The 26770-nt window shown below is 57.8% G+C and carries 16 protein-coding genes; 6 read left to right on the forward strand and 10 right to left on the reverse strand.

What is annotated here, in order from left to right:
- Positions 1 to 57: 57 nt before the first annotated feature.
- From QCE49_RS14120 to QCE49_RS14130, 3 genes are read right to left on the reverse strand one after another with little or no spacing between them, the layout of a single operon-like run.
- Positions 58 to 3444, reverse strand: a complete 3387-nt coding sequence (locus tag QCE49_RS14120) for a DEAD/DEAH box helicase family protein (protein ID WP_250459496.1) — start codon at positions 3442 to 3444, stop codon at positions 58 to 60.
- A gap of 17 nt (positions 3445 to 3461) precedes the next feature.
- Positions 3462 to 4490 carry an N-6 DNA methylase gene (locus QCE49_RS14125; protein WP_250459505.1) on the reverse strand — a complete coding sequence of 343 codons (1029 nt, stop codon included), beginning with the start codon at positions 4488 to 4490 and terminating at the stop codon, positions 3462 to 3464.
- 53 nt (positions 4491 to 4543) lie between these two features.
- Complete coding sequence (locus QCE49_RS14130) at positions 4544 to 5383, reverse strand: N-6 DNA methylase (RefSeq protein ID WP_250459516.1); 840 nt, start codon at positions 5381 to 5383, stop codon at positions 4544 to 4546.
- 1260 nt (positions 5384 to 6643) lie between these two features.
- Here QCE49_RS14130 and QCE49_RS14135 point away from each other — a divergent pair.
- The 5 genes from QCE49_RS14135 to QCE49_RS14155 all read left to right on the forward strand — a co-directional run bounded on the left by QCE49_RS14135 (position 6644) and on the right by QCE49_RS14155 (position 13253).
- Positions 6644 to 7417, forward strand: a complete 774-nt coding sequence (locus QCE49_RS14135) for a hypothetical protein (protein ID WP_250459538.1) — start codon at positions 6644 to 6646, stop codon at positions 7415 to 7417.
- Entirely contained in the window at positions 7414 to 9438 is a 2025-nt protein-coding gene (locus QCE49_RS14140) for an integrase (RefSeq protein ID WP_250459541.1), read from the forward strand. Before QCE49_RS14135 ends, QCE49_RS14140 begins: the two co-directional genes overlap by 4 nt.
- Complete coding sequence (locus tag QCE49_RS14145; protein WP_250459543.1) at positions 9435 to 10421, forward strand: TniB family NTP-binding protein; 987 nt, start codon at positions 9435 to 9437, stop codon at positions 10419 to 10421. Before QCE49_RS14140 ends, QCE49_RS14145 begins: the two co-directional genes overlap by 4 nt.
- Entirely contained in the window at positions 10418 to 12259 is a 1842-nt protein-coding gene (locus QCE49_RS14150; protein ID WP_250459545.1) for a TniQ family protein, read from the forward strand. The genes QCE49_RS14145 and QCE49_RS14150 overlap by 4 nt, the downstream gene beginning before the upstream one ends.
- Before the next feature lie 595 nt (positions 12260 to 12854).
- Entirely contained in the window at positions 12855 to 13253 is a 399-nt protein-coding gene (locus QCE49_RS14155; RefSeq protein ID WP_250481421.1) for a hypothetical protein, read from the forward strand.
- A 56-nt stretch (positions 13254 to 13309) separates the two neighbouring features.
- Here the strand turns inward: QCE49_RS14155 and QCE49_RS14160 are convergent, their stop codons facing one another.
- The 3 genes from QCE49_RS14160 to QCE49_RS14170 form a co-directional block, all read right to left on the reverse strand.
- Positions 13310 to 13855, reverse strand: coding sequence for a hypothetical protein (locus QCE49_RS14160; protein WP_250459549.1), 546 nt, complete (start codon positions 13853 to 13855; stop codon positions 13310 to 13312).
- Between the two features lie 93 nt (positions 13856 to 13948).
- The gene (locus QCE49_RS14165) at positions 13949 to 14218 is read right to left on the reverse strand and encodes a BPSL0761 family protein (RefSeq protein WP_250459551.1); all 270 of its coding nucleotides are present in this window, start codon (positions 14216 to 14218) and stop codon (positions 13949 to 13951) included.
- 525 nt (positions 14219 to 14743) lie between these two features.
- Positions 14744 to 15253 carry a DUF6471 domain-containing protein gene (locus tag QCE49_RS14170; protein WP_250459553.1) on the reverse strand — a complete coding sequence of 170 codons (510 nt, stop codon included), beginning with the start codon at positions 15251 to 15253 and terminating at the stop codon, positions 14744 to 14746.
- 565 nt (positions 15254 to 15818) lie between these two features.
- Between QCE49_RS14170 and QCE49_RS14175 the strand changes: the two genes are divergently transcribed.
- Positions 15819 to 17942: a DUF4357 domain-containing protein gene (locus QCE49_RS14175; RefSeq protein WP_250459555.1), complete on the forward strand. Its 2124-nt coding sequence runs from the start codon at positions 15819 to 15821 to the stop codon at positions 17940 to 17942.
- Positions 17943 to 18220: 278 nt separating this feature from the next.
- Here the strand turns inward: QCE49_RS14175 and QCE49_RS14180 are convergent, their stop codons facing one another.
- Genes QCE49_RS14180 through zorA form a run of 4 tightly spaced genes read right to left on the reverse strand, consistent with a single transcriptional unit; the run spans position 18221 to position 26418 of the window.
- Positions 18221 to 21979, reverse strand: a complete 3759-nt coding sequence (locus tag QCE49_RS14180) for an SNF2-related protein (RefSeq protein WP_250459557.1) — start codon at positions 21977 to 21979, stop codon at positions 18221 to 18223.
- 9 nt (positions 21980 to 21988) lie between these two features.
- A complete protein-coding gene (locus tag QCE49_RS14185) occupies positions 21989 to 23683 on the reverse strand; it encodes an EH signature domain-containing protein (protein WP_250459558.1) in 1695 nt (564 codons plus the stop codon).
- Positions 23680 to 24390 carry an OmpA family protein gene (locus tag QCE49_RS14190; protein WP_250459560.1) on the reverse strand — a complete coding sequence of 237 codons (711 nt, stop codon included), beginning with the start codon at positions 24388 to 24390 and terminating at the stop codon, positions 23680 to 23682. The genes QCE49_RS14185 and QCE49_RS14190 overlap by 4 nt, the downstream gene beginning before the upstream one ends.
- A gap of 3 nt (positions 24391 to 24393) precedes the next feature.
- Positions 24394 to 26418 (reverse strand): anti-phage ZorAB system protein ZorA, encoded by a 2025-nt coding sequence (zorA, locus tag QCE49_RS14195; RefSeq protein ID WP_250459562.1) that lies wholly within the window; start codon positions 26416 to 26418, stop codon positions 24394 to 24396.
- Positions 26419 to 26770 lie beyond the last annotated feature (352 nt).

Raw genomic sequence — 26770 nt, forward strand, 5'->3', positions numbered from 1 at the left:
GCTAAGTTCGGTCGGCATTTCAGATGCTCTGACGATAAATGGAGTTGTCTCGTTCGTTCAAGCTACAGCACGTTCCCGAATCTCCACCAGAACTCGCACTATCTGCGTCACCGTTGCCTCGGGAAACACCCCAAATGGTCCTTGTGCGTTGATGTCCGTGAATGGCGATTCGAAGAGGCGTCCGGCCTCCATAACCCCGTTCTGTATCAGCTCCAGAACAATCAGGTCTATGAATTCGATTTGGTCTGCTGTTGCTGTTGTACCTTGGATAAAGGTGCTGAAGGCAGCAGCGGCGGCTTCCCGGTCTAGGCCGATTAGGGAACGGATAAAGATACCAAGACCATGATTCTTCTCTTTGGCCTCGTTGATGAGCGCAGGCGTGCCGCCTGCTTCGACCAGCATGCGCTCCAGCTCCTCCAAGTCGGACGATGTCAGTGACTGGTTTCGTCGTAGACGTTGCAGCGATAGATGGGAGTCATGCTCCCGGAGAAACTGTCGCGCTTTCTCCCGGAACTTGTTCATGTTCAGTCCGGCCATCACCTGGGGCAACTCGATGAAGCCAATGTCTCCAAGTTCGTCCTCGAAGCTGGTGAAAACAATCCGCTTCTGGCCTTTCGGAATCAACCTGACCAAGGCCCGGAGGCGTCGTCGGACAGTTTCCAGCATCGGAACTGTCACATCCTGCCACCACTCTTCGCCAGCAACTGCCTGGATGAGTTCGGCCTCAGCTTTGATGGCGGGAATCGCCATCTGCTCCTCCAGCGCGCCGGCAATGGCCTGAACCTTTTCCCGAAGGCCCACGAATGAGCGCGCTGCCTGCAGAACGGCTAGCTGGGTTCGCAGAACCAGAATGTCGAAGCGTTTGGCTTCTTCATCCTCGTCGACCTGTTCGGACGGGAGTGCGGCCACGCGAACATTCAGTTCGTGAACCTGCTCGTCGCCAAGGACTTTCCATGCTTCGCTGGTGGCATAGCGCTCGACGTATTGCCGATGCGGACGGACTACAAAATTGTCCAGGTTCATCGCGGCAACACGCTCCTGCAGCAGCGTGGCCGTGTCGCCACGAAGCTTCTCAACGGTCAGCTCGCCATCCGCAGCATCGTCAGTCTCATCTTTAAGCCGCTTATCAAGTTCCACGAGCATTTCGACCCGTGCCTTGAACAACCGGGTGGTGAGAGATTCGGCAGTCGCCCCTTCAGAGACCTTTGGGTTCTGGCTGAAGAATTCGAGGTTCTGGCAGAAGTCAAAAACAAAAAAGTCCTTCTTGTCCTGCCCGGGGCCGAACAAGTCCTTGCACAGGCGGGTCCCGCGCCCCAGCATCTGCCAGAACTTGGTGTTTGAGCGCACGACCTTGAAAAACACTAGATTCACGACCTCCGGCACGTCGATGCCCGTATCCAGCATGTCGACGGAGATGGCGATATGAGGCGCTTTGTCTTCGTCTGAGAAATCGTCGATGAGCGACTGCGCGTACTCGGTTTTGTACGTCACCACGCGGGCAAACTTCCCTTTGTAGTGGGGATAGTTCACGTTGAAACGCTCGGCGATAAAATCTGCGTGGTCGTTATTCTTGGCGAAGATGATGGTCTTGCCAAGACGGTCGCCGCCTGCCACCTTGTGACCTAGTTGCATCAACACCTCGAGCGCCTTGTCGACGGTATCGGTGTTGAACAGCCATTTGTTCAGGTCTTCCGAGCCGACCTCATCAGGCGTCGTGCCGTCGTCGTTCCAGTCCTTTTCGTCCCATTCCTCTTTTTCTTCCTCTGACAGGTCGTTATATCTGATGCCTTGGCGCTGGAATTTGAGCGGAACAGATATGGCAACGGGTGGGACAAGATAGCCCTCGGCTACGGCATCATCCAGGCCATAAGCATCGGTTGGAACACCGGGTTCGAGGTCGAACAGGCCATAGGTATTCTTGTCGATTTCGTCGCGCGGGGTCGCAGTAAGCCCCACCAGCATCGAATCGAAGTATCGGAAAATCGCGCGGTACTTCTGGTACACCGAGCGGTGTGCCTCATCGATGATGACTAGGTCGAAGTAGCCCACACCGAAGCGACGATTGCCGTCAAACGCCTCGTCAATGAGCTTCATCATTGTAGGATACGTGGACACGTACACACGGCCATCCGTGTTCTTCTCGGTCACTAGGTTGACAGGCGACGATGACGGAAGATGTGTCTTAAACGCGTTCACAGCTTGGTTTACCAGCGCGACGCGGTCGGCCAGGAAGAGAACTCGCTTCGCCCAGTTCGCCCGCATCAGCACGTCTGCGAGGGCAATTACTGTTCTCGTCTTGCCCGAGCCGGTTGCCATCACGAGCAAGGATTTGCGCAGGTTTTCCTTCTCGAACGTCTCGCCGACGCGCCGGACCGCGCGGGTCTGATAGTGGCGCTCGATGATGTCTCCATCAATCAGCGTCTCGCTCAGCTTCTTGCGACTGGACCGGCGCTGGACCAGGAGTTCGAGCTCATGCTTCTTGTAGAAACCCTGCACTTCACGTGGCGGATAGAAGTGGTCGTCCCACATCCAGTGCTCGTAACCATTCGAGTAAAAGATGACCGGGCGTTGCCCGTACATTTTCTCAAGGCAGTCGGCATAGTGCTTCACCTGCTGTTGGCCAACCGTGGCGCTCTTCGTGGTCCGCTTGGCCTCGATGACCATGAGGGGCTTGCCGTCGTTGCCCCAGAACACGTAATCGGCATGACCCACGCCTTGCCCGTTCGGCATGCCGGTAACTTCGACCTCGTAGTTTTTGGCCGGGTCAAGCGTCCAGCCAGCTTCCTTCAGCAGGAGGTCGATGTACGCCTTGCGGGTCTCCGCTTCCGAGTAGTCGTGCGTATCTGGCTGGGCTGTGTTTGAAGCCTTGGCGGCGGCTACTTCTGCCCGCAGCCGCTCTAATTCCGCCGTGGTCTGCTCGTGGTCTGCACGAAGCGCGGACAGGTTGTCGTCACGCTGCTGGAGCTCTTGGGTCAGCTTCTGCAGTTGGGCCTGTGTCTGCTGAGGCACGGCCGACGAGGCGGGAATCAGCTCAATGGAAAACAACTTGCCGGGTTCTGGCCGCGAACTGCGTCCATAGGTTCGGGCAACCCAGTAGCAGAAATGGAAAAGCTCACGGACCGCGGTCTGGGCATCGGACTGCGTGAGCTTTTTCTGGCTGTGAGCAGCCTCGTTGCCAAGGTCCTTGATGAGTCGGGCCTTGGCGAACACTGCCTGTCCGACGCCATTGCGGAACGTTGCCTCGTAGATGTACGCGCTGAGCGTGTCCTGGTACGGTTGCTTCAGCGTGCTGTCGTGGGAATACAGCCACGCGACTGCGAGTTCAAGGCACCTACGGGCATAGATGCAGGCGACCCGCGGGTCGCCATTGACTGCGCCTTCCGCCTTGCGTGCATCTTCATAGAGGAAGGACCACTCGGGTTGGAGGAAGGCGAAGTTGCTCATCGGATTACCGTAGAAAATTAGAATGAATTGCGTAAATCAGCAAATTTTTTATCGAAGTCCATTTCAGCCTGAGCAAGCCTTTCTTTTAGAGACTCTATGCTGAGCCTTGCTTGAACAACGCCTTCGACAATGCGTTTCTGTTCTTCCAAATCGCACGGAACTGGAATCCTGAGATTTCCAAGGCGCCCCTCATTGAGAGAGACATTAGCGGCGCCTCGCATCAATGGAACGAGGAGTTCATCTTTGTGCGCGGATAAGTAATGATATACATACGGGACGTGGATTTTTTCATTCTTCTTTTTGAGCATGACTGCTGTAATGGTTGCAGCCGAGAATTTTCCAGTAACATAGTGAATTCTCTTAATGGACGCATGCCCGTGTCCTGTTGAGGAAACGATGGGCACACAAATAGCTTCCCCGTCAAAATTCCACTCAGTATGTCTCTTTGGTTCTTCCGAGGTCGTAACGCAGGTATAGTCTCCACCCACTGCTTGGGTCGCACCAACGGTACCCCGATATATATCGAATAATTCGGAGAGTGGGCGAAGCGGCACATCAGAGGGATACTGGTATCCGCTGAGATATACCCGGTCGCAAAGGTCGTAGTCATTAGCCTGAATTTCTTCGCGACTTACAAATCGATGTTTCCCTTGTTGGGGCTCGTAGCTGGCCTCATGTCGATTTTTCCACAGGTCGACCAATTTCGGTAGCTCGCTACCATCTCGGGTGCTTTTTATAGCATCATTGTTATAGCCATCGTTGTCTATCCGATAAAACCAAACTTTTTCTGTCTTTCCTGATTTTCCGAAAATCAATATCGCAGTTGCGACGCTCGCGTAAGGCTTAAACACCCAATGAGGAAGAGAGATAACCCCTTCCAGTCGATTTTCTTCAATTAGTTTCTTTCGGAGTGTCTTGTGTGCTGCACTATCTGACTCGATGACCCCAGCCGGAACAATTACGGCTGCTCTTCCGCCCGGTTTCAACAGGCGAAGAAACAGCGCCATAAACAGGAGTTCAGTTTTTCTGGTGCGAACAATCGACAATAGGTCCTTTGCCGTGTTTTCGTAGTCGAGCGACCCTGAAAAAGGAGGATTTGCTAAGAGGAGAGGAGAGAATACTTCTCCTCGTCGCCGGCGTGGTCCTGCGCCAGCGAGTCCTTGTACCGGATGTCTGGATTCTCAACCCCGTGCAGCACCATGTTCATGTTGCCGATGCGAAGCATGGTGTTGTCGAAGTCGTAGCCGTGGAACATGCCATTGTGGAAATGCTTTCGGCGACCCGCATCGTTCAATAGCTTCGGATACGTATTCCGCAGATACTCGCTTGCTGTGACCAAGAAGCCGCAGGTGCCACTGGCCGGGTCGCAAATCACGTCATCGGCATTCGGCTCGGTCAGCGCGACCATCAGCTTGATGATGTGGCGCGGCGTGCGGAACTGACCATTCTGGCCCGCGCTCGCAATCTTGCCGAGCATGTACTCGTAGACGTCACCCTTGGTATCCAGGTCGTCCATCGGCACTTGGTCGAGCATGTCTACGACCTTGGCAAGCAGGCCAGGCGTCGGGATGGTAAAGCGCGCATCCTTCATGTGGTGCGCATAGGTCGTATCTGGGCCGCCCAGCGCGCGCAGAAACGGAAACACATGTTCGCCGACAACCGAGTACATCTCCGGCGCCGCAAAATTCTTGAACCGCGACCAGCGAAGGTCACTGTATTCACGGCCTTTCTCGTCCTTGCCAAGCGGAAAAATCCGGGTGACCTGAGGTTTGCCAGTGACAATGGCTTTCTGTTCTTCCAGCGTATGCATCTCATCCAGACGGCGGATGAACAGGAGGTAGGTGATTTGTTCCATCACCTCCAGCGGATTTGAAATCCCACCGGACCAGAACGAGTCCCAGATGGCGTTTATTTGGCTTCGAATTTCGCCGGTCAGCATGCTTGATTGCCTTGAAATTTGTTCATTGCTGTATGAAACGTCAACGACATTTTCGCATACGAGGCGCAGGACTTTGGCTGTGCGATTGCACCTAGATGTGTCAATACTTGCTCGATGAGCCCGACGGATTTGTTGCTAGCACTCCGCGAGTACGCCGCTAAAACGCTTAAGGAACAGGGGCCGAAGTTGTGGTTCTCGAAATTGTGGGAGACGACGGAGCCACGCAAGATATTCGTGGACTCTCAGAGCCGGCCCCGTGGGTCTCGAGTGTCAGTTGATTGGCCATCGCAGTAGTGCGACTGTGAGGTGGCTGCGCGTGCATCGAGCCGTTCAAGATGCGTCAAATTTCGCTGGAGCACTTTTTTCACGTGGACTCGACGCATGACGACAGCGGACAACCGTCTCTTGCTTATCGTGCAAACCCGAAAAAACGAGCTGTCTCAACATACATTTTATCTCCGGTGTCGCGCTGACCAGTGAAAGTCACGTACGGTCCGGCAGCGTGATAGAAGAGTCGGGATATTGGCCGTTCAGCTTGAAAATCCCCCCAGTATTTCCTAAGGTAAAACGGCGTCAGCGCAATGCTCGCGTGCAGTTTTGAGAATGAACCTGTCTTCGTAGTTTGCCCGCACGCGCGGTCGAGCCCTATTTATGAGAGGGTACGACGCAGGAGCAGGCGATGGGACAGGTCATCTTCTGGAGGGCTCGGCCGGATGTCTGGCGGCGCGACGCGAAGCATCGCGCTTCTACCGTCGCCGTTTCGACGGATGTTGATGTCGTCTCCACCAGGCAGCCACGGGCAGCCAGGGCCCACGCTCGGGAATCGGGTCAGGACACCAGCCGTCGCCCAATTCGCCACGGCCACACATGCGGCAAGGCTCGATGCCCTGAATCATCCGCCTGCCACGCGTTCTTTCCCGGTCTTCGTACGGGCCATGTCACGCGCCGCAATTCCGACTTTCGATGCCTTGTAACGCTGACGTTACAACGACGTAACGCGAAAAATATTTCCGCAGAAAGAACACTCCGCACGCCGGTCGCCTTAGGTCACGCGGCGTGTAACGTCGCCCAATCAGCCGCTAAATTTCATGAAAATCCCGCCGTAAGTGATGCAGTCGAGAGTTTGATTGACTGCATGATGCTGAATAAGAACCCCACTATAGATTCACCATTCCGACCCGCCAGCGCCAAGATTGATGCACGCAGCATGCCCCGGGACCTGGGCGCCCCGGCTATGCGCAGTGAAGACGGCGGTGCGCCATGACCCGCGCATCCGCATCCTATGGTCGTCGCGGCCGTCTGAACTCGGCCAACACCGGTATCCGTCACACCGCATCAACGTACGGGAAGGCCAAACTCGGCACGCACTGTGAGAAGGCAGAAGGCCATCTCATCGTCGAATCGGATGCCGAGCGATTCGTCGCCCATCTTCTCGCCATTGACCCGCGCGTCAGGGCCTTCCAGCCGCAACCGTTTTGCGTCGATTTGATTGACCAGCGCCTGCTGCTGACGCGGGAGGCTGTGCGCGCAGCGTGGCATAAGCATCGCGATGTGCCGGGGCCTAAGTTGTACACGGCCGATTTCAGTATCGACTGGCAGGACGGCTTGCACGATGCGGTCGAGGTCAAAGCGGAAGGCTTCGAAGGCGACGATGTCTACTGGGCCAAGGTCGGCCGCGCCCGTTCGATTCTGGCTGCCAATGGCTACCCCCTGCGCACCGTCGTCCTTCCCGCGAAGGCCGCCCATCCCATTCGGATGAATTCGCGCATGCTCAAGCAGGCCACCCATCAGGTTCGTGCGTACCTGACCGACGAACTCGTCGAGCGCGTCACACGTCGCTGCGAAAGTGGTCCGGTCCTGCTGCGTGCGCTGTGCTCGGACCTGGGAATTCTGCCCGGCCTGATTCCGGTCCTGCTGGTCAGTGGCGTGCTCAGCGCAGACCTCGCGCATCACACCATCTGCGGCACGCTCGAATTGTTCCTCGCGTATGGCGACCTTGACCACCTCTGCCTGCTGGAGGGAGTCGAAAAATGACACGTACATTGCTCCTTCACGACCGGCTCGCGCCGCCGGGAAATCACGACGCATATCTGGAAATCCTCGACCCCAAGCCACGGGACGGACACGTCAAGGTGTTCGATGCCGACAAACTGGAGGACAGGTACGTTAGCGTAACGACTGTCCTCAGTGACCTTGACGTCGGCAAGCTGACCCTTCTCCGGTCCGGTAAACCCCGTTTCAGTCATGCGGCACAGCCTGACGACGCAGCGCTGCACGAGCGAAACCGGTTTCTGCTCGATGTGATGCAGCGTATCAAGTCCATCCAGAAGCAGCGGGGCCTCAGTTTTCGGCAGGCGTACAGGCTCGCTGAAGCGGCGTACAACGCGGACGCTCCTCCTGAATCACCGCCATTCCCACCGCAATCGACGATGTACCGGTACCGGAAGCACGACTTGTGTGGGCTTCCGATGCTTCGCGGCAACAAAAACAAAGGTAACCGGGTGCCGCGCTACCCCATGGAAGTCGTCAACACGATATGCACGGCAGCAGAACAGCATTTTCTTGTGCCGATGTCCCGCTGGTCTCTGGTGCGGCTGACTGATTATGTCGACCATTCAGTCCGCGGTACGTATCTGCCGGAGAGCCATGCGCCGATTAGTGCCAGGTATGTAAAGAGGACCATCGAGCGCTTCGTCACAACGGACATTGAAGGCGGCCGTATGCTCCCTCAAGATGTCGGTGCCGCGAAATCACTCGCGAAGAAGCGCATTCGGGCTGAGTTGCCTTTCGAGCGCGTTGAACAGGATGCGCTGCATCTGCCGTTTGTCGTGCTTACGCCGGGCGGCGTAAGCAGCACGATTTATCTCGTTCATGCGATTGACTGCTGTACGGGCTATCCACTTGGCTGGCGCCTTGTCGTCGGTGCTCCCGTGGACGCTGACACGCTCGCATGTGTCGAGATGTACATGTCTGCCATGAAGGTGAAGCGTTTTGAGGAACTGGCCATCGACCACGCCATGAACGTGTGCGGCACGCCGGGGCAACTCATCTTCGATAACGGTCCTGAAGCCAAGGGCAGCCGCATCCAGAATCTGGAGAAGCTCGGCACGGACGTTAAACACTGCAAATCAAGAAATCCGCAAGAAAAGCCGTTTATTGAGCGCTTGAACAAGTCGCTCAAGGTGGCTCTTGAGGGACTGGGTGGCTGTACGCGTATGGACGGAGTAGATGGAAAGCGTGACCCCATAGCGCTCGGTGATGAGCTGATGACGCTGGAGCAATTGGAGCGCTGGATTGTCCGGTGGTACTACGAGAAGTGGGTTCACAAACCGCTTGAGCGTCTGCAGTGGGACGTCGTACTGGAGGATTTCGTCGCGGGCGATACGCCGGCCGAACGCTGGAAGCATTTTGAGGCGTCATGCTTCGCCATTTCGCTTCCACCGTCACGCTCGGAGTGGCTGGCGACCCTCTATGAACATAAGCCGTGCAGGCTCAGTCGAAAGACTGGCATCACGATAGACGGGTTGCACTACAAGGAGGATGACATCTCGGTTCTGCTCGAGAAATACGGAGAGCATCAATTCCTGCACGTGCTCTTCAACCCGGACGATTTCCGGCACATCTACATTTACGAAGGCGACGACTTCCCTGTCGTCACGCTTCCATTCGAGCACCTGCGGCCGGAAACGCCGGCCTGGTCGTTCGCTGACGCGAAGGAAAAGTTGAAAAAACGCAAAGCATCTTTTACGCCGGCACCGCAGGCCGAAAAATTCGACGCGGACATGCGAGAGCAGGTCGTCGCCGATTCGCATTCGACGAGGCGAAAGAAGCCGGGCAAGCACGAGCGTAACCGCGAGACAACCCGTCGCGAAAAGGAAGCCAAGGCCGTCGAGCGCGCAGCCAGACATCCGGTCCCACAACCGCCGGCACCTGCCAGCAAGCCTCGTAGCGCGCTAGACTTGCCGTCCTCCGCAGCGCAGGCCACTGGCTCAATGTTCGACGACGTGTCGCCGCTTCCACTGCTGGACCGCAACAGCGGAGACCTATTGATATGACGCCCGCAAAACAATTACGCATTGCGATTGAAACGTGCGAGCTTCCTCATCCGCTGTTCCTTGAACACTTCAAACCGCTCAGGCAACGCATCGAGGATGCAATAGACGGAGGCGCCAGCCGCATCGAGCGTGTCATGCGACCGTCGCGTGTCGGCAAGTCGATGCTCATCAATGCATTGAGGCGCGCGTTTCCGGAATCGAAGGTCGACGGCCGTCGCAATGTGCCGGTGCTCGTGGTGCCAGTGCCAACGCCCGTATCGCCGTTGCAGTTGCCGTCGAGCGTCCTCGCCGCGCTCGGCCTGCCAGTGCAGCGCAGTATTACAACAGGAGCCATGCGCGGCAGGATGCTGGACCAGTTGAAGCTTGCCAATAACCGCGTTGTGATGTTTGAGGAAGCGAGCCACCTCGTTGAGCCTGGTGCGCGCATGCCACCGCGCGGCGCCGGCGACTGGTTCAAGGAACTGGCGGATTCGGACAACCGTACCGTTTTCATGTTTGGCGTGCCCCGACTCGAGCGCCTGTTCGAATGCAACGAGCAACTCCGCACAAGGGCATCGGCACGGCGCCTTCTGATGCCTTATGACTCACGAATCCCCGAAAACATGAAAGCGTTTCATACCTGTGTCGCGACCTACGCCAGTCTCTTTGGCGAGTCGGGCTATCCGATAGACGTACCAGCGGCGGGACTTACCTTGCAGTGCTATCTCCTGACCGGCGGGCTGATTGGCGTGCTCAGCCGGTTCATGCAGGAGCTGGCGAGCCAGATGGCGTATGAGTCGCCACGGCCGCTCACGTTCGCTGACTGCCAGGCAGCAGCGAACGCCATTGAGGCCGCCGGTTCCCGCCAGTTCCCCGCATTCGTAAATCGGGAGGTCATGGTGACAGAGGTTGCTCCGGCGGCCCTTCATCAGGCGTTCGCGCAGGTCATGAACGACAACGACCTCGCCGTTCCCATCCTCCACGGGGCTGGAGGTGTCCGATGAGTCTGCTCGTAACGCGCGCGCCGCGCGATGACGAATCGGGCTTCGGCTACTATCGCGCGCTCACTGCCGAGAACGTGCTGTCCAACTGGCGCGAACTCGCGGGGCTAGCCGGCGTCCAGCGCAGCCGCAGCGCGCTGCTCGCTCATGCCGAATTCGTCGCGGGACAGCTGGGCCTCGAAACGACTTGGGCGCACTTTGCGAGCCAGCAGGAAGCCACTTGCCGCAACTGGGGACGACTGCATCGCGTACAGACCGACGCGGTTTGTCCCGCCTGCCTCGACGAGCCCTACCTGCGGCATCATTGGGCACACACATTTGTTACCGCATGTCCTCATCACCGTATCCAGCATGTGGACCGATGTGACGACTGCGGGGAGCTGCTGTCACCGAATCGATACCATATCGACCGATGCGATTGTGGTCATGAACTGCGCATGCTTCCGCGCGTAGCGGCAACCCGGATGCAACTCTGGTTGTCGACGCTGATTGCGAGCGCCGGCAGACAGTCTGGCGGTATCGCACCGGATGTTCGTGGTGTTGATGTCGATGCTCTCGTGCACGTTGTTCAAACACTCTGCCTGTGCGCCGACCCGGCGCGGCCAGCCCCACGTCGCAGCGCGGCGCTGCCGAAAACAATTGCTGAAGCGGTCGTGCTGCTGGAGCCACTGGAGAAGTTGCTTGCCGACTGGCCGGCGGGCTTTCAGGCGCATGTGGAAAAGCGCATCGCGGCAGGCAGCCCCGATGCACGGACACTCAACACGCTACTCGGCCCCTGGTACATCGGCCTGCGCAAACTCTGTCAGGGGACGGCGCTCGAACCGTTCCTCAGAATCGTTATCGAAGTCGCCGCGGAGCGATTCGACGGCGCGCTCGGACTGGATTCGGCGAAGGACATCGTGGCGGACGCGACAGAGTTCATGCGTGCGCCGGTGGCAGCAAAAGCTATCGGCGTCAGTGCTGACCGGCTGCACAAGGCGATGCAAGCCGGGCAGTGCGACTATCGCACGCGCCGCGTCGGCACTCGTGGTCAAGTCTACGAAATCCCGCGCACCGAGCTGGCACGTATCCAGCAGCGGCGCAATGAATGGATAACCCTCGAGCAGGCCTGCGAACTTGCCGGCGTGCCCTCGTCCGTGCTCACGCACATGATGATGGCAGGCGTGATACGGTCCGACGCAAACTGGCGTCACGATATTCTGAAGGGCGGCCAGGTCGAGCGTTGCTCGATACTGGAGCTGTTTGAGCGCGTTCGCGCCGCCGCGGAACCTGCCGCCATCGCCGAATCGCAGCGGCTCACGTGGGCAGGGCTGACCAGCCGCCGCATGGGTGACCGGCAGGCCATCCAGTCCCTGATGAGGGTCATTGCCGAAGGCGAGGTAAAGGCCGTGGTTCGTGGTCGTACGCTCGGCGACACAGCATTCCGACGCGTGGACGTCACGCCGTACTTCGGCACGCCTTTGCTCGAAGCCGGCATGTCGATTCAGGCCCTGGCGAAAATGACCGGATGGAAATGGGAGAGCATCGCCTACTGGATTGACCTGGGCCTGCTGGAATCGGGGTCGATTGTGTTACGTGGCCAGCCATGCCGGGTGGTGCTGCCGCATCAGTTGCTGGCGTTCCGGCAGACTTACGTGCCATTGGCGGACCTCGCGCGCAGCTTCGGCACCAAGTCGTCAGCACTGACCAAACTGCTGCCGGGCGTTGAACTCGTCGGTGCGCGGCCACTTCCGGACGGGAATGCGCGTGGCGGGCTTGTCCGAATCGCAGACCTGTGTCGTCTTGCAGTTATCGGCGCACGGGCTGGGCAGGACTTATTCGTGTCTGCGCAGCAGACATGATTGTCGTTACGCATCGCTATGAATTTCACCAGGCTCAGCCAAAAAACAGATGCATATTTCTTCGCTTCGGGTGGTGAGGCTGAGCCCAGCCCTCCCTGGCAGAATTGCCCGAGATGCGCCTTCACTCAGCCACCGCCACCCCGCTTCGGTATGGAGCCGCCTCGCCCGACAGACTTTTCGCCTCACGCCTCTATCTTCGCCAGCGCGTCGAGCCTCTCGCGGCATCCCCCCAGTGCTCGAATTTCCCCCATGCCCTGGCGGTCAGCACCTCGCCAGCGTGAGCGGCAAGACGACATCACCGAAGCCCATCGATGGATGGGGCGGCCCCGACCATCCAGCGGCATTGCGCGCGGCGGAAGGCATGTGCGTCCTTGCAATCAAGTATATGTCGCGCAAGTGAGCATGTTGTGTCGTATTCCCGCGCACCGGCGAGTGTATGGACAATATTGTTGACGTTGCATCGACACGGGGACGTTTCGCGATTTTTCGTGTGCCAATGATGGCGAGCTCTACCAAGGAGACACGTATGCCGATTCGCACCCACGAGATGTTGCGTTCAACGGGGCCAGCGCTCGTTACACCAGGCTGGTAGACGATGCGTTGGCGCGCCGAGAAAGGCTTGGCGAAGAATGGCGAACCGTTCGTTGCGCTTATCGACACGCGTAAGCTGGACTACTGGCACGCGCTCGAAGCCGAGCACCGCCAGCCGCGCATGCTGGGCGATATTGCGAAGGGTCTTGAAGATGTGCTTTCATGCCCGTGTTTTTGGGAGATTCAATTCCGAGAATCAGTTGAAGTTCTGACCCTCAAGACGGTTTTGTCCGAGTCACCGAGGCATAAGGCGGTTTCGATGGGAACAGGACGCAAGCGCCTGTACTGCCTCGCCGTGCAGCACTTGAGACTCGCGCGAATCGATGCCAAATCCGATGACACGAGAATGAATGTGTCGGCACGCCCGCGACGACGAGCTCATCGACACCAAATGCTCGAATGAAGCTCGGTGCTTCGCAAGCGCCTGACTTCGGCATTCTCTCAAACGTAGGCCTACTCTTATTTGTCAGCAAACGCCGCAGCGCTTCGCAGCACCTGCTTCGCATCGCCACGCATAAGCGACTGTAGCGGCGTCGAATTGCCAAGCGTCATCTTCGGGGTTGTGAAAAATTTCCATTTGCGCCAGCCAGCAAGGTTGCCAAGCCGTCTCGATACCTTCGCCAAAGCCTTGCGGTCCAGCTCATCGACCAGGAAGAACGCCGGGTAGTAGGCGTCCCTCCCAATCTCAACGCTGAACAAGCGACGGGCGGCGAGGTCCTTGGCCAGCCTGTGTTCGGAGATGTCCGAGGCCGTGAGGAAATCTGTGAAGTGCAGAAGCCTTCCCTTGGCGATAAGGTCGTAACGTGCCGACTTACCGCGTTTGCCTTCATTCGATGCCGACTGCATTTGACCAATAGTCGAGCTGACATCCAGGTTCAATGCCGTGGACAGGCCAGCGATTCGCATGAGACGGATTTTGAAAAGCCTGCCCAGCTCTGCATCGGAAATCTCAAGAAGCGCTCGAGCGCCTGCTGGGTCAAACAAGACTGCTGCCACGGCGGCCATGTCTATAATTCGCAAGGCCCGGTCGTCGTGATGCGGACTATCCTGGCTTCCATAACTCCCCATCCGTGCCATCTTCGCTTCTCCCTGGAAATGCTATTTCTTAACAATCCATGTCTGATGCGCCAGGTTGAACTCGAGTGCGACATGCTCGCCTTTGCCTCCGGGCGTTGATGGCGGTGCCCAGACTGTCGGAAGCGCCGCTGCCGATAAATCGAGGTCGACTTTCAAAGGGTAGTGCCGCAGAAGACTCGCAGCGACCGACTGTACAAGGCCGTGAATCGTAACCTCGTCCGCGCGCGAAAGTATCTCAAGGAAATCGCGGGTACCGAGCACTGCTTTGGTTCGCTCAGCCGGCGTGGTCATCACGACCTCTCCGTTAGCGACTCGGCCGTGACATCTGTGTAGGACGTGATGTCGTTGACCTTGCACCACCGTTCCCAGAGATACCGACCGCTCTCGGACCATCCACGAGGCCCAACGAGCTGATAGACACGCCCGGACGACGTGATGCCGCGTAGTACGGCCGGGTCGAACTCTTGAATGGCGGTGCTGACACGGCCGGTGAGGTTGCGCACATCGCAGCCTACGAAATGCCTGGAGCCAAGTTGCGTTTCCAGGATTTGCCAGTCGGAAATTGACATCTCAGGCTCAGCGCTCACATCCGCCACTCTCCAGACAGGCATAGTCACCTCCAAGTCTCAAGGGGCCGGGCGTTCCATCACGCAATATGATGCCGGTCCACATTGCCGGAGCGGCCCGCGACGCACTCTGACGACCAAAGTACCTCCACCAGCCACCGTCACCGTGCGTTTTTACACGCGCTCCGCACAGGGCGAAATATAGACTTGCCATGAAGAAAAGCAAGAAATTTTTGTCCGCGGCGCTGGCTTACCGAGCCGACGCTCCCGCGAGCGCGGCGTCCATCATGTCTTGACTGTCGAGAAAGAACTGGAGGTCAGGGAATCGACAGACGGTGGCACATTGAAGAAACAATGCAGTGGAAAGCGTTCCGTCCACTATCTGGCTCTTCAATGTCTCGGCGGCAACCTCGACGCCGATTTCGGCCAGGCGCTGAGAAAGCAGGATATGGTTCAGCCATGGCTGGGCCACGAGTTCCGCCTGAATGACGTCAGCAGCGCACTTTTCCCCGCTTGCGCCACTGCGCAGCGGAACAGTCCATCGCTCGGGGTATTGGCTTTCCGAGGCGGCCAAGGTTTGAAGGAAGAAGGAAAAGCGGAAGGTGCCGCGCTGGATTTTCCCTTCCACAGAACGCGACGACTCGGACAAGCCCATAGTATTCAGCACGTCGGCAAGTTCCGCGTAGCTCACGTCCCGGCGCGCCAACGCGACCCGGATGGCGCGTGAGGCGAGTTTTGACCAAAGAGCGTCGACAGTCACAGGGTTCGCATGATTCCGCATAGCCATATACCATGAAATGCGTGTAAAAACACACGCGCACGTCGATTGTGAATGTTGCAGTGAGGTTCCGCAACCGTTGCGGCTGGACAGAATGCAGTGAGGACTGAAGCGACGCGGTCATCGCCGTCAGCAAACGTATAAGGGGCAAGGGACTATTCGCCAAGTTTGCACACGCGTACTGGTCGCGCTACGGCGATTAGTCGCAAAGCCTTGGTCGCACGTGCAATCCGACTCTGACTTTTGCCAATGCATTGTTTCAGGCGACCATTCGCGCACAACGCACCACCGTTCCTGCGCACGCCTTTGCAATTCACCCCGCGCCACGGCATGACGCATTTGTTTCCGAACACCGGGACAAGTCGGTTGGCAGAGCTACCAAAGGACGCGAAGGTCCGGATGGCCGTCGGCGGAAGAGGTAGTGTAATGCCCGATTTCTCGGGAGTCGGAGGCGCCGCAACGGGAACCGCGACGCTAGCTCGAACCTTGCGAAAGCCGGTATATTTGCAATCTCAAAACGCTTCGAATTACTTCCCGGGGATTACAGGTGTCGCACACGCTCACGGCAAAAGAACAAACGCTGCAAAAAATCTTCAGCGACGAGTATGTATTTACCGTCCCGGGCTATCAGCGCCCTTACTCCTGGGGAAACGACCAGGCGCAAGAGCTCCTGGACGACTTGCTGAGTGCGCTCGACGCGTCCCCGGAACAACTTGCCGACGGTGTGCCTTACTTTCTCGGAAGCATCGTTCTCATCAAAAGCGAAACGTCGCCTGACGCCACCGTAGTCGATGGCCAGCAGCGCCTGACGACATTGACGCTACTGCTTTCAGCTATCAGAGCCACAATCAGTGACCGTGCGGTGCAAGCCGGTATCACCAAGCGTATTTACGAGCACGGCGACGTTGTCTCAGCCACCGAGGCGAGCTACCGGCTTTCATTGCGCGAGCGAGACAGAGACTTCTTCCGTCAATATGTTCAACATGAGGACGGTCTCACTAAACTCATTGAACTCAATTCGACGCTGCCTAGTGCGCAGGCGCGCCTGCGGGCAAACGCCAAGGTTTTCATGAGCGGACTGGTGAACCTGGGAGAACCCAAGCTCATACGGCTCGTTCAGTTCATCATCACGCGTTGCTACCTCGTCACCGTGGCGACTCCCGACCTCGATTCGGCGTACCGCATCTTCGGTGTTCTCAACAGTCGCGGCCTGGACTTGAGCGCAACGGACATTTTGAAGGCAGAAATCATTGGGGGCATCGAATCTGGGCTTCGTGAGACGTACACGAAGAAATGGGAGGACGCCGAGGAGGACCTGGGGCGCGACGAGTTCGGCGACTTGTTCAGCCACATTCGCATGGTCTATCGCAAAGCCAAACCTCAAGGGACTTTGCTGAAGGAGTTCAAGGAGCACGTTACACAGGCGACCACGCCGCAGACCTTTGTTGACACGGTTTTGCTGCCGATGGCGCAGGCGCTTGCCGCACTCAGCGGCGCGGATTACGCAAGCACACAGCATGCGGAGCTGGTGAACGAGCATCTGCGTTGGCTCAACAAGCTGGAATTCAAGGACTGGCTGCCGCCTGCCCTGGCGTTTTACGTACGGCATGCCGAGCAACCGGCTACGATGCTGGCTTTCTTCCGTGACCTCGAGCGCCTGGCGTATTCGATGCTCGCGCGAAAAACTGGCGTCAATGGTCGTGTAGAGCGTTTTTCTGCACTGACGGGGGCTATCGAAAATGGCCAGAATCTGTTCGCCGAGGCGTCACCGCTGCAACTGTCTCCGAGCGAGCAATACGACACCTATTCGGTGCTGAACGGCCCGCTGTATGACACCCATTCCGCGCGGGCAGTGGCGCTGCTGCTTTTGCGCCTGGACCGTCTTTTGTCCGATGGCTCCGCGGTCTACGAGCATGACGTCGTCTCGGTGGAGCACGTGATGCCCCAACAGCCCGCTCCGAACAGTCAATGGGCAACATGGGTTCCCGACACAAAAATCTACCAAAGCTGGGTCCATCGGCTTGGTAACCTTGTTCTGTTAAGTCGCAAGAAAAATAGCTCGGCGAGCAACCGCGAGTTTGCCTGGAAGAAAAATTCGTACTTCACCAAAGGGGGCGTTTCCGGTTTCGCCCTTACTACTCAGGTATTGCAGCATCCGGAGTGGACCGCCGATGTCATGCAAGCGCAGCAGACTTTGGTAATGAACGTGTTCGAGACGCACTGGCGTCTGGAAGACCGAAAAAGCAAGTCGGAAATCTCAAAGGAACTGCTCGCGGAGTTGTCGTCGGATGGCGACGGCATTTACTTCGAGCTCGAAAGTGCCAAGCATGGTCTCGTCGCACTCGCGCGGAAAAGTACCCGCTCATTTACCGTTCTCGCACAGTCGCAAGCGCGGTTGGGATGGTCGGGACAGCCACACTCATATCAGCAGTTGCGAGAAAGTCTGCAAAGTCTTGGCTCCTTGCAACAGTCGTCGGACGGTTCCCATCTGGTTTTCGCGCAGGATGTGGCCTTTGTCAGTCCCAGCGCAGCATCCGCTACGGTCCTGGGTAGAACCGACAATGGGCGCAATTCATGGCGACTCAGAGGAACGTCGATTACTTATGCCGCGTGGCACGACAATTTGCCGACCAGCCAGCCGTCAGCCGAGACCGAACCAGGTGACCGGTGATGTTGTGATGACGTCGGTTCGCCATGAACCAGTCGGTGAAGCTCGTACGGTAAAGTCACTGGAAACCCGAGCCTTGTCGCGCCGGCCCAAACACCGGGTCAGTGTGACCGGCGGCGCGGACCTCAAGCTCCGGCGATAACCACCGGGGACGAGCGCGCCCCGCTTGCTGCGACCGCAGGCTGCAGGTCCATACATGCATAACGGCGGTCGTCCATATTCGGCAGCGAACCTGCCGGCGATGCTTAAGACGGCACTATCCTGGTGGTCATCTCATTGATTTAATCCGTAAGGTCCGCCGACTGCCATTCGACGAACAGCATCCGTTCGACCTCGAGCATAGTTGTTTCGTGCGTCTGAAGCAGGTCGGCAAGGTCCGTCTGGTCAATCAACTGTACCGCATTCAAACTGGCGTTCTCTTGTGCCTGCGCATTGAAGAATTGATTTGTGACGCAGACTTTTTCGAACGAGACGTTCGGGTGCCTGCGTCGGTAGAAGGCCTCACCCGCCACAACTTCTTTTACGGCGTCCCAGCCAAGTTTCGTACCATCAATTCCACTTGTTTTGGCCTGAATAAGCTGACCTCGTGCGCCGTCGATGGCCACAATGTCTACACCATTGTCATTCGTGCCCGGTGTCCGGTAGCAGTCGAATCCACGCTTACTCCAGAGTGCGCCGACAAGACACTCGAAATGCTGCCATCCCATACGAAGCGCCATATCGAGACTGATGCGTTCATCCAGGTCGCTGGACTGTGAATGTGGCACAACGTCTGCGATATTGAAGTCGCCCGGCGCCACGTCTCCCGCACCGTTGAGCATGTCCTCTGAAAGCCCTCGCTTGTGGGCAAGCAATTGGTCAAGCTTGACGTCGAACGTCGTGAAATCATCCGCCCAAACGGTTGGATAGTAGACGTAGACGGGCTTTTTCTGATTGATACGGTAAGCGCGGTCGGTCGCCTGGTCTTCCTTGGCGGGATTCCAGGTGCGTGAGTAGTGAACAACATGGTTCGCCGCCTGGATGTTCACGCCGAATCCAACGGCCACAGGCGAAAGCACCAAAACGCCGAAGCCCGGCGCTTCTTGAAAGGCTTTGATTCTCTTCTGCCGACTGGCGACGTGAGTCGATGACGCACTCGTGTCCCCGTTGATGATGTCGGGACGATAGCTGAACTCGGCTTCGATGTAGTGCTGCAGAAGTCGCTGAATCTCCCGGAACTCGCAAAAGACGATTGCCTTCTCGCCCTTCGCCCTGATTTCGGAGAGCTGCTTGAGCAGCCAGTCGAGCTTCGGAGATTTCGCGCGATATTCGCCCATCGGCTCCGGCTTGAACACGCTCAAGCCATGCACTCTCGGGTCGGTACATACCAGCCTGAGATAATGAAGCAATCCAAGGTGATTTTTGAACGGCGTCGTATGGTTGGGCTCTTTGCGGCGTTTGAAGCCATCCACCGCCTTCGCATAAAGGTTGCGCTGAACGCTAGAAATGGGAAGCCGCCGACAGCCGTCGACCACGATTTTCGGTGGGAGTCCTGTATCGACTTCGGTCTTCAGGCGCCGGAGAATCTGGGGTGAGATGCGGGCGCGCAGCTCTTCGACACGGGACTTTTCTTCGTCCGTCTTCGCCTCAATCGGCTTCCGATACCGCTCACCAAAATCGTTCAGTGCACCCAGCAAGCCCGGCTGCACGTAGTCGAAAAGACACCACATATCGGCGAGTGTGTTTTCGACCGGCGTGCCCGTGCAGGCAATCCTGAACGCCACGTTCTGCTTCTTGGCTGCCCGGGTCACCATTGCGGCCGGGTTCTTGATGCGCTGAGCCTCGTCGCATACCATCAACGACCACTTCTGCGCAGCGAACGAAAACTCCAGGTCGCGCAATGTTTCGTATGTCGTCAATACGACCTTGGCGTCGCCAATCCAGTTGGGCTTCAAAAACTTGACCAGACCATCCTCAGTCTGCAAACGCTGGTCTATCTGGCCGCGTGGTACGCGAAACTCGGCAAGACTCTCGCCGTACGCAGTCAACAGTGGCAATGCCCCCGGCTGAAAAAACTTGTTCGCTTCCTCCGCCCAGTTTTCCAGCAATGAGACAGGCGCGACCACCAGCATGGGATTCATGGCGGCGTCCTGCTCCAGCAACCAGGCCATGAGCGCCAGCAACTGGAAGGTCTTGCCCAGCCCCATGTCGTCGGCAAGGATAGCGCCGCGAACCTGGTAATCGGTTTGCAGACTGAAGAGATGCTGCATCCAGGCGAGCCCTGCCTGTTGATGCGGCAGCAAGGCGAGCCCTGGGCGAATGCTTTGCGGAAGCTTCGGACTTGCTGGTACCGACTGCAGCGCCTCACGGCGCAATTCCTCGTATTCGAGTGCCTGGATGTTTGCGCGCAGAACAAGCTGCTTTTTGGTGGCCCGTTCGCCGGGCCGTTTGCGGGTTTTTCCCGGGTCAAACTGCTTACCCGATTCCAGGTCGGAAAAAAGATTCTCGAACGTAGAGATGATTTCTTTCGCATCCGATAGCGAAATAGGGTCCTTGAGCCAGCCGACATCGAGCTTGGCCACGCCTTTCGCGTCAGCTTCCTGTACGTCGTTCTTCAGTTTTTCGATGGCCAGCTTGTTGGTGGGCACAGCCACTGACTCGCCACCGTCTTTTGGCTGATAAACAACGACGGGCAGGATGTTCTCAGGGAACCAACCCTCACCTTCATCCTTCTTCGCGATATACGGCGAATGGTACGGCTTCTCTACACCAATCGATTCGATACGTGTCGAGTAGCCTCCCAGGTCATGGACCTGAGCGTAGGAGACCAGCGTGGGAGGAGTACGCCGTTGTGCGAGTGCAGCCGGCAATTCCTTGAGGTGCTGCTCCGAATCCCCCTGCAGAGCAAGGTCGTAACCCTGCCAGGCAAGCAGTTGGTGGCCAAGCGCGAGCGACCGCGAAAGAGCCGAGACGAACGTGGAAAGCTCGTTGTCGTCGAGCCAACGCGTCTTCGAGGAGGTCGGTCCACTCGCCACGGCCGATTCGACAAGCAGGCCGACGCGCAGTGCATAGCCCGCAGCGTTGCGCTCGAACGTCGGTACAAAGCGTTCGTAGTCGAGACCGGCGTCTTCGCGAGCGCGCTCGAACTGCGACTCTTCGATGACGTCGACGGCATCAGCGCCCAGCGCCGCGTAAGGATTGAGCAAAAACGCCTGTGCCCGTGAGCCGGCGACGCGCCGTCCGGGCAAGCGCTTGATTTCACGAAGCACCGTCTTCACTTTCGGTGTGACCAGAACCTGGACGATTCCTTCTCGGGTCGTGATGTCGTATCGGTCACGAATCTCGCGAGCTCTGTCAAAGGTGTCGAGCCAGTCGTCTGGTGCGCCGACGAAGCTTGGCTCGATTTCGACTACGTGGTCGTCCGCCACTTCGACCGACCGCCTCAGACCGATATTGAGCTTTTCGGGACTCAACACCACCGAGCGGTAGAGAAAATCATCGAGTCCTGCTTCGGCTTCGAGCGCGAGCTTGCGAATTCGCCCCCAACCTTGCCGGTTGGCCAAATCAGAGCGGTCTTCGTCACCACGGCGCGAGAATGCAACCACCGCTTTGAAGAGCTTCCATTGCGCTGGGTGCATCAGCGTCTCTGCGGTGCCTTCCGACATCACCGGACCCGTGAGAGTGCCTTGAAATTCGCGGCCACCATCAACGCGCCATCCATCTACCGCAATACCGAACTCGCGGTCGACCAGCGAATGGCCACTTCGCAGGTACGGACGGAAGTCGGTGAAAGGTGGAATTCGAAGAACGTCGCGCAGCTGCCCGTAGTCCTGCCGCTCGAGGATTTCATATACCGACTGCCAGTCCACCAAGAAGCCGTCCTCGACCGCATTGGCGAGGCCGTCATCGGTGAGCTGCGTGAGGTAGCCACCGACGAGGTCTCCGTCGACCATCGCACCCGGGCCTTCAATTCGACGAGTCAGAACGATGCCCCTATCCGACCACTGCCGCTTCCAGGTGGCGACGTCTCGCGCTTTTGCCGGCTTGAATAACTTGAACACAGTTTCGCCTTATTTCCACCAACCCTTGCCCGGCTTCACATGGAAGCCCCAATCCGCCAGAACCTGGCCGATATGCCCATCGTCCTCGTCTCCGCGAATCCACAAGTTTCCGCCGAGTGCAGTCCGGTCATCGATTTGCAGACCATGCGTTGCCGCGAATCGCTTGAGCGCGACATGCGAGTAGGATTCGTGCGTTGCAGTGTGGTTTTGCGTCGAGCGAGTGTTCTCGCGAGACGAGCCCGGACTCGTCGGCCGCGTGCGTTCGTTAGCAGCCTGGCTTCTGGTAGAAGAACGTGAGGTGTCGACAGAGGGGAGAATCTGAAAACTCTCGCGAAGCGTTGCCTCGAACATATCCTCCCAGCGACTCCAGCCGTGAATGCCATCCCCATGCTTGAGCCAGAGCATGCGACTCGAACGCTTGAGCGAATTCCGCTCGTCTTTCCCGAGCTTCAATGTCTGACTCGTATTGAAGGGCAGCGAACGACTGGCGTCGTAGCCATAAAATGCGTTTCCAAGGCCACTAAACTCCACCGCGACCAACTTACCCATCGTCATGATGAAAGCGTTGTTGGCACCAGAGGCATCGAGTTCGCGAGTCAGGCCCTTCATTTTCCTACGGAGCGCGACAAGGTCAGGTTCACGCGAATTACGTGCGGTTGAGCCCAATGCAAACTCGATGTCGTCAATGGACTTGACATATCGCTTCCAGAATTCCATTCGGCGACGGTCGGCGAGCCCGTCCTCTGCCAGCTTCGTAAAGAATGTCTCGATAAATTCAAGCTTCAACCAATCGGAGACCATTGTTCGAGCCGCGGGCGCGACGCCACCCCATCGTGTCGCATTCGACGGCAGCCACGGATTACCCCACCAGGTAACAGCATGGTCGCGAAGCTTGGGATGGAGCGGGCTACCAGAGACCCGTGCGTATCGGTCAAGGACCAGAATGGTCCCTCGGTCGCGGAGCACTTCGTTATGGGCCAGCAGGCCAAGCAAGCGAGGTAGCAGGCTCACAAACTCGTCGTCATCGAGTTTCGTCGCGCCTTCAACCTGCGTCAGCACGAGCTGGCGCAGAAACCACGACTCTTTTCCGATTTGAAGCTGCTCACAAATGCGGTCGATATGCGATTCGTCGCCGCGCAGCAACTGGCTCACATAGGGCGTGCAGGGCGCTTCGTCGAAAAGTTGTCGATTCTCAATTGCTGTGTCAACCCATGCGGGCCCCGGTCTGCTGTCTCGTATCTCACGGTTACGGTCGTGAAGGTAGTCTCGCAAAGTCAACCAGTTCTTCTTTCCAGCGGGCGCTGCTTCCGGCGCGTCTACGTCATAAGTGAAGTAGCTCTTTGCGAGTCCTTGATAGCAGCGCCTGTATGACGCTGTTCTGGCTATGTAGCCGTCGACACTTTCGAGGACACGCTGCAAGCGTGGTCGGTCCTCCATGACGCACTCACCCTGGGGGCGGTGCGGAATGCATAAGCCAAAGGACAGTAGGTATGCATCGCGGAACGTGGGCACTTCCTGGCTGCTCCAGTACCGCCGGACCGCATCGAGCTGATGGTCGTGCACGGGTTCCCGGCCGCTACCTGATTTTGCACGCGCTTTCAGCTCTTCGAGAAGTGCGTCGATTTCGCCGCCCAGGCGAACCGGTTGCGTCTCCTCGATGACGGACGATTGCAGTAAGGACGCGAGGTAGTTCAGTGCATTCATCGCAGTGCGCAGTCGCCAAAGTTCCCCGATTGCACCGGGACCGCAGCTCTTTCTTCGCCAACACCCAGGAACTCGAGACGCATCTCGACGCGGCGACTCTCTTCGTCCGTGTCCTTCGAGTCATTGAACGAATATCCGCCGACCAGGAACAGGTTTCGTACGTCTTCCTTCTGGTCCTCGACGAGCAGACTCGCACCAGCCGTAGCAAACATGCTGCACAACACCCGCTCGCTGCGCTGAAGGCTAAGGTTGAGATTGCTCAGGTATGTACCGGTTCTATCTGTGTAGCCTTCGACAACCACGCGCTTAAGTACGCGCTTGCCCAGCTCACCGTTCGCCAAGGTCAGGATTTCGGGAACGAATTGACGCAATACGGCTTCCTGCTCGGGCGCCAGATTTGATTTCCCAAATGCAAAGCGCGCGCGGTCCCCAAAATCGATGACATGCCGCTCACGGTCTATCTTGATGCCGTTGTAGCGCTTAGATGCAGCTTGAAACCGGTCGAGAATTAGCTCGATGTCCTTCCGATGCTGCTCTTCGCGCTTTTCCTTCTCCGTTACATTCTTCGTCACGGCGAGCAAAGCGACGCCCATGACCACGAGAAAGAGCACCATCAGCGCGGTCATCAAGTCAGCAAAGGAAATCCAGAAGGGTTTCTCCGCCTCGTCACGGCTTCCTCGCTTGACGACGATTTGACTTCCAAACATCGTCTACCTCCGCGCCGGCGTCAGGGTTCCCATCGCGGCAAGCGTGACTTCCAGCTCACCGACTGCTGACGAAAGCAAGCCCACTGCCGAGGTCAGTTTTGTATGGAACTCGGCATTCGCTTTATCCAGCGTGCGCTTCACTTCAGTCGCGAATGCACCGTGTGCGTCGGCCAGAACGCGGCTCACACCGGCGAGGTATTCGTCGGCCTGCTTTTGCGCCGCGCCGAGATGGCCGGTGGATGTTTCGATTCGGCTGAGAATGTCACCAGTCAATGCGGCCTCTCTTCGTGCGGACTCGACGGTGGCGCGCAACTCCGTGACAAGTTGGCCGATGCTGTCGCGATGAGCGCGATAGTCGCCCAGAAGCTCCTGGATGGCTCCCGCCCCGCTTGTCAGATTCCCAGCCGTTGCGGCGAGCTTGGTCGAGACATCGGCGGTTTGGCCCATGACGCTGGCGACGCGCTCGCCAGCGGCGGCGAAGTTTCGCGACGCCGTACCCAATGCTTCAGCGCCAGCGTGCATGCGGTCTACCGATGAAGCGGTGGACTGGGTCAAGGTAGCGACGCTTTGCGCCATCTGCGTCGTCGCGACACCCAGTTCCTTGACAACGGCATCGACGGATTCGGACATTGCTGTAACAGCCCCAGTCGCACGCTCAGACATGGCGCTCTCGCGTGCCCGATTATTCTCAAATACTTCTTTCTGCGCGCCACTCAGTGTGGTCAGCATCTCTCCCACATGCGTGCCAAGCGTTTCCAGCGTCGTCTGCAATTTCTGGCTCGTCTCCGACTGGGATGTCGCGACCAATTGGCGCAGTTGCTCGATGAATGCAGCCGATTGTGCGTTCATTGCCTCCTGTCGCGACTCCATCTTCTCGATGGCCTCCGCCATGCGCTGCGCCATCGCATCGGTCGAACGTTGGCTCGAAGCTTCGATGTTCGAGACCAGGGTGTGCAAGGTGCTAACGGCTTGCTGGATGCTCTGGGCGGTTTGCTGGTTAAGTTCGGTAAGCCCCGAAATCTGGCCGCCAAACAAGTCATTTAGACGTTGGCTGAAACTCGTCATTACGTCCTGCAGCATCCGTCCGGCGCTTGCGCTCTGGTCGCCGCTGGCGCTCTTGACTGTTGCTGCAATTTCATCGAGCGGGCCTTTGAGACCCTGCTGGATGCTCTCTGCGATAACCTGCCCTAGAGCCGCATTGTTCTGGCGACCCGCCTCCGCGACCAGAGCGGCTTGTTCTTTGCTCGCTTCGATTTGCGCGCTAGTCAACTCACGCAGCAGCTCTCCCATCTCCTTGACGAGAGCGTCCTTCAATATCTTGGATTGGCTCGCCGACTCCTCCGATGCCTTGACCAGACGCGCCAGGTATTCTTCGCCGGCCCCCGCCTCAAAACGCGCGTCAATCGCATGAACGATTTCTTCTGTACGTCGGTACAGCGAGGCAAGGAGAAGCTTTTCGAAGAGCGTGGTTAGCATCGCCGCAGCGATTGCCGAGGCGGACACAAGAAACGCCTCTCCCACCGAATGCATAAGTGATTCGAGGCTGCCGCGCACGGTCGCCGCGTTATCGCTGATTTGGAACGCGTGAAGGCCTTCTATCAGCCCGCTGAATGTCCCGATGATACCGATGCCAGTAAAAATTCCCGGGACATGCTTAAAAAATTCGGTGCGCAAGCGGCTGTCGACGACAACCTGGCTGTTGAAATACAGCTCGGCGGGCACGGTGGCGCGTACGGCGCGCACGACCATCTGTCCATCGCGCTCCTCACGCTGAACGTGCAACGATTCGGCATACTCGTTCCATAGATGGGCGAGCCGACGGTCGCCAGCGAATACCGCCTCAAACTGTGAAGGGTAATTTCCGTCTTCAAACCTTTCAATGCGACGCTGAATAGAGCGCAGCCGAGCCAGATGCCTTATCGCCGGACCGAAGAAAAACGCAATGACAGCAACCACGAGGGCGGCCAGAAATGCGCCCGTGACGAGTGCGGGCGTCGGTACGCCCGCAAGTAACGACTGGATGTTCAACTTCGGTCTCCCGGTTAAGGGCTTGTTTTGTTAGCGTGTTTTTCTCGGCGCTTCCCTCTCAAGACGCGCTTCGGCAGCCAAGCAACGGCCCCGGTCAAATCGCCAGGCAGTCAGGCCATTTGCTCAATATTACGGCATATTCTTCCGAATATTAACGGAGAAGTGCCCAATCCCCGCGGGCATGAGCTGACGGGCGAGGGGCGGCGTCGTTTGATGAGCGAGATTTTCGAGCAATGTTCTCAATGCACCGAACATACTTGGGCTTGGCTGTTCAAGCAGCTTGCCCATCCGGTCAGTAAATGGACCGGAATATTGCTTTCGGTCTGACCGGGGTGCTCGCTGAAACATCCGG

The sequence above is a fragment of the Caballeronia sp. LZ008 genome, assembly GCF_031451435.1.
Taxonomy (GTDB): Bacteria; Pseudomonadota; Gammaproteobacteria; order Burkholderiales; family Burkholderiaceae; genus Caballeronia; species Caballeronia zhejiangensis.

What these genes read in the sequence shown, in the direction of transcription:
- QCE49_RS14150 (WP_250459545.1), top strand. Translation starts at nt 10,418, where the DNA reads ATGAGTCTGCTCGTAACGCGCGCGCCGCGCGATGACGAATCGGGCTTC.
- QCE49_RS14185 (WP_250459558.1), bottom strand. Translation starts at nt 23,683, where the DNA reads ATGAATGCACTGAACTACCTCGCGTCCTTACTGCAATCGTCCGTCATC.
- QCE49_RS14120 (WP_250459496.1), bottom strand. Translation starts at nt 3,444, where the DNA reads ATGAGCAACTTCGCCTTCCTCCAACCCGAGTGGTCCTTCCTCTATGAA.
- QCE49_RS14190 (WP_250459560.1), bottom strand. Translation starts at nt 24,390, where the DNA reads ATGTTTGGAAGTCAAATCGTCGTCAAGCGAGGAAGCCGTGACGAGGCG.
- QCE49_RS14165 (WP_250459551.1), bottom strand. Translation starts at nt 14,218, where the DNA reads ATGACCACGCCGGCTGAGCGAACCAAAGCAGTGCTCGGTACCCGCGAT.
- QCE49_RS14145 (WP_250459543.1), top strand. Translation starts at nt 9,435, where the DNA reads ATGACGCCCGCAAAACAATTACGCATTGCGATTGAAACGTGCGAGCTT.
- QCE49_RS14135 (WP_250459538.1), top strand. Translation starts at nt 6,644, where the DNA reads ATGACCCGCGCATCCGCATCCTATGGTCGTCGCGGCCGTCTGAACTCG.
- QCE49_RS14130 (WP_250459516.1), bottom strand. Translation starts at nt 5,383, where the DNA reads ATGCTGACCGGCGAAATTCGAAGCCAAATAAACGCCATCTGGGACTCG.
- QCE49_RS14140 (WP_250459541.1), top strand. Translation starts at nt 7,414, where the DNA reads ATGACACGTACATTGCTCCTTCACGACCGGCTCGCGCCGCCGGGAAAT.
- QCE49_RS14160 (WP_250459549.1), bottom strand. Translation starts at nt 13,855, where the DNA reads ATGGCCGCCGTGGCAGCAGTCTTGTTTGACCCAGCAGGCGCTCGAGCG.
- QCE49_RS14155 (WP_250481421.1), top strand. Translation starts at nt 12,855, where the DNA reads ATGCGTTGGCGCGCCGAGAAAGGCTTGGCGAAGAATGGCGAACCGTTC.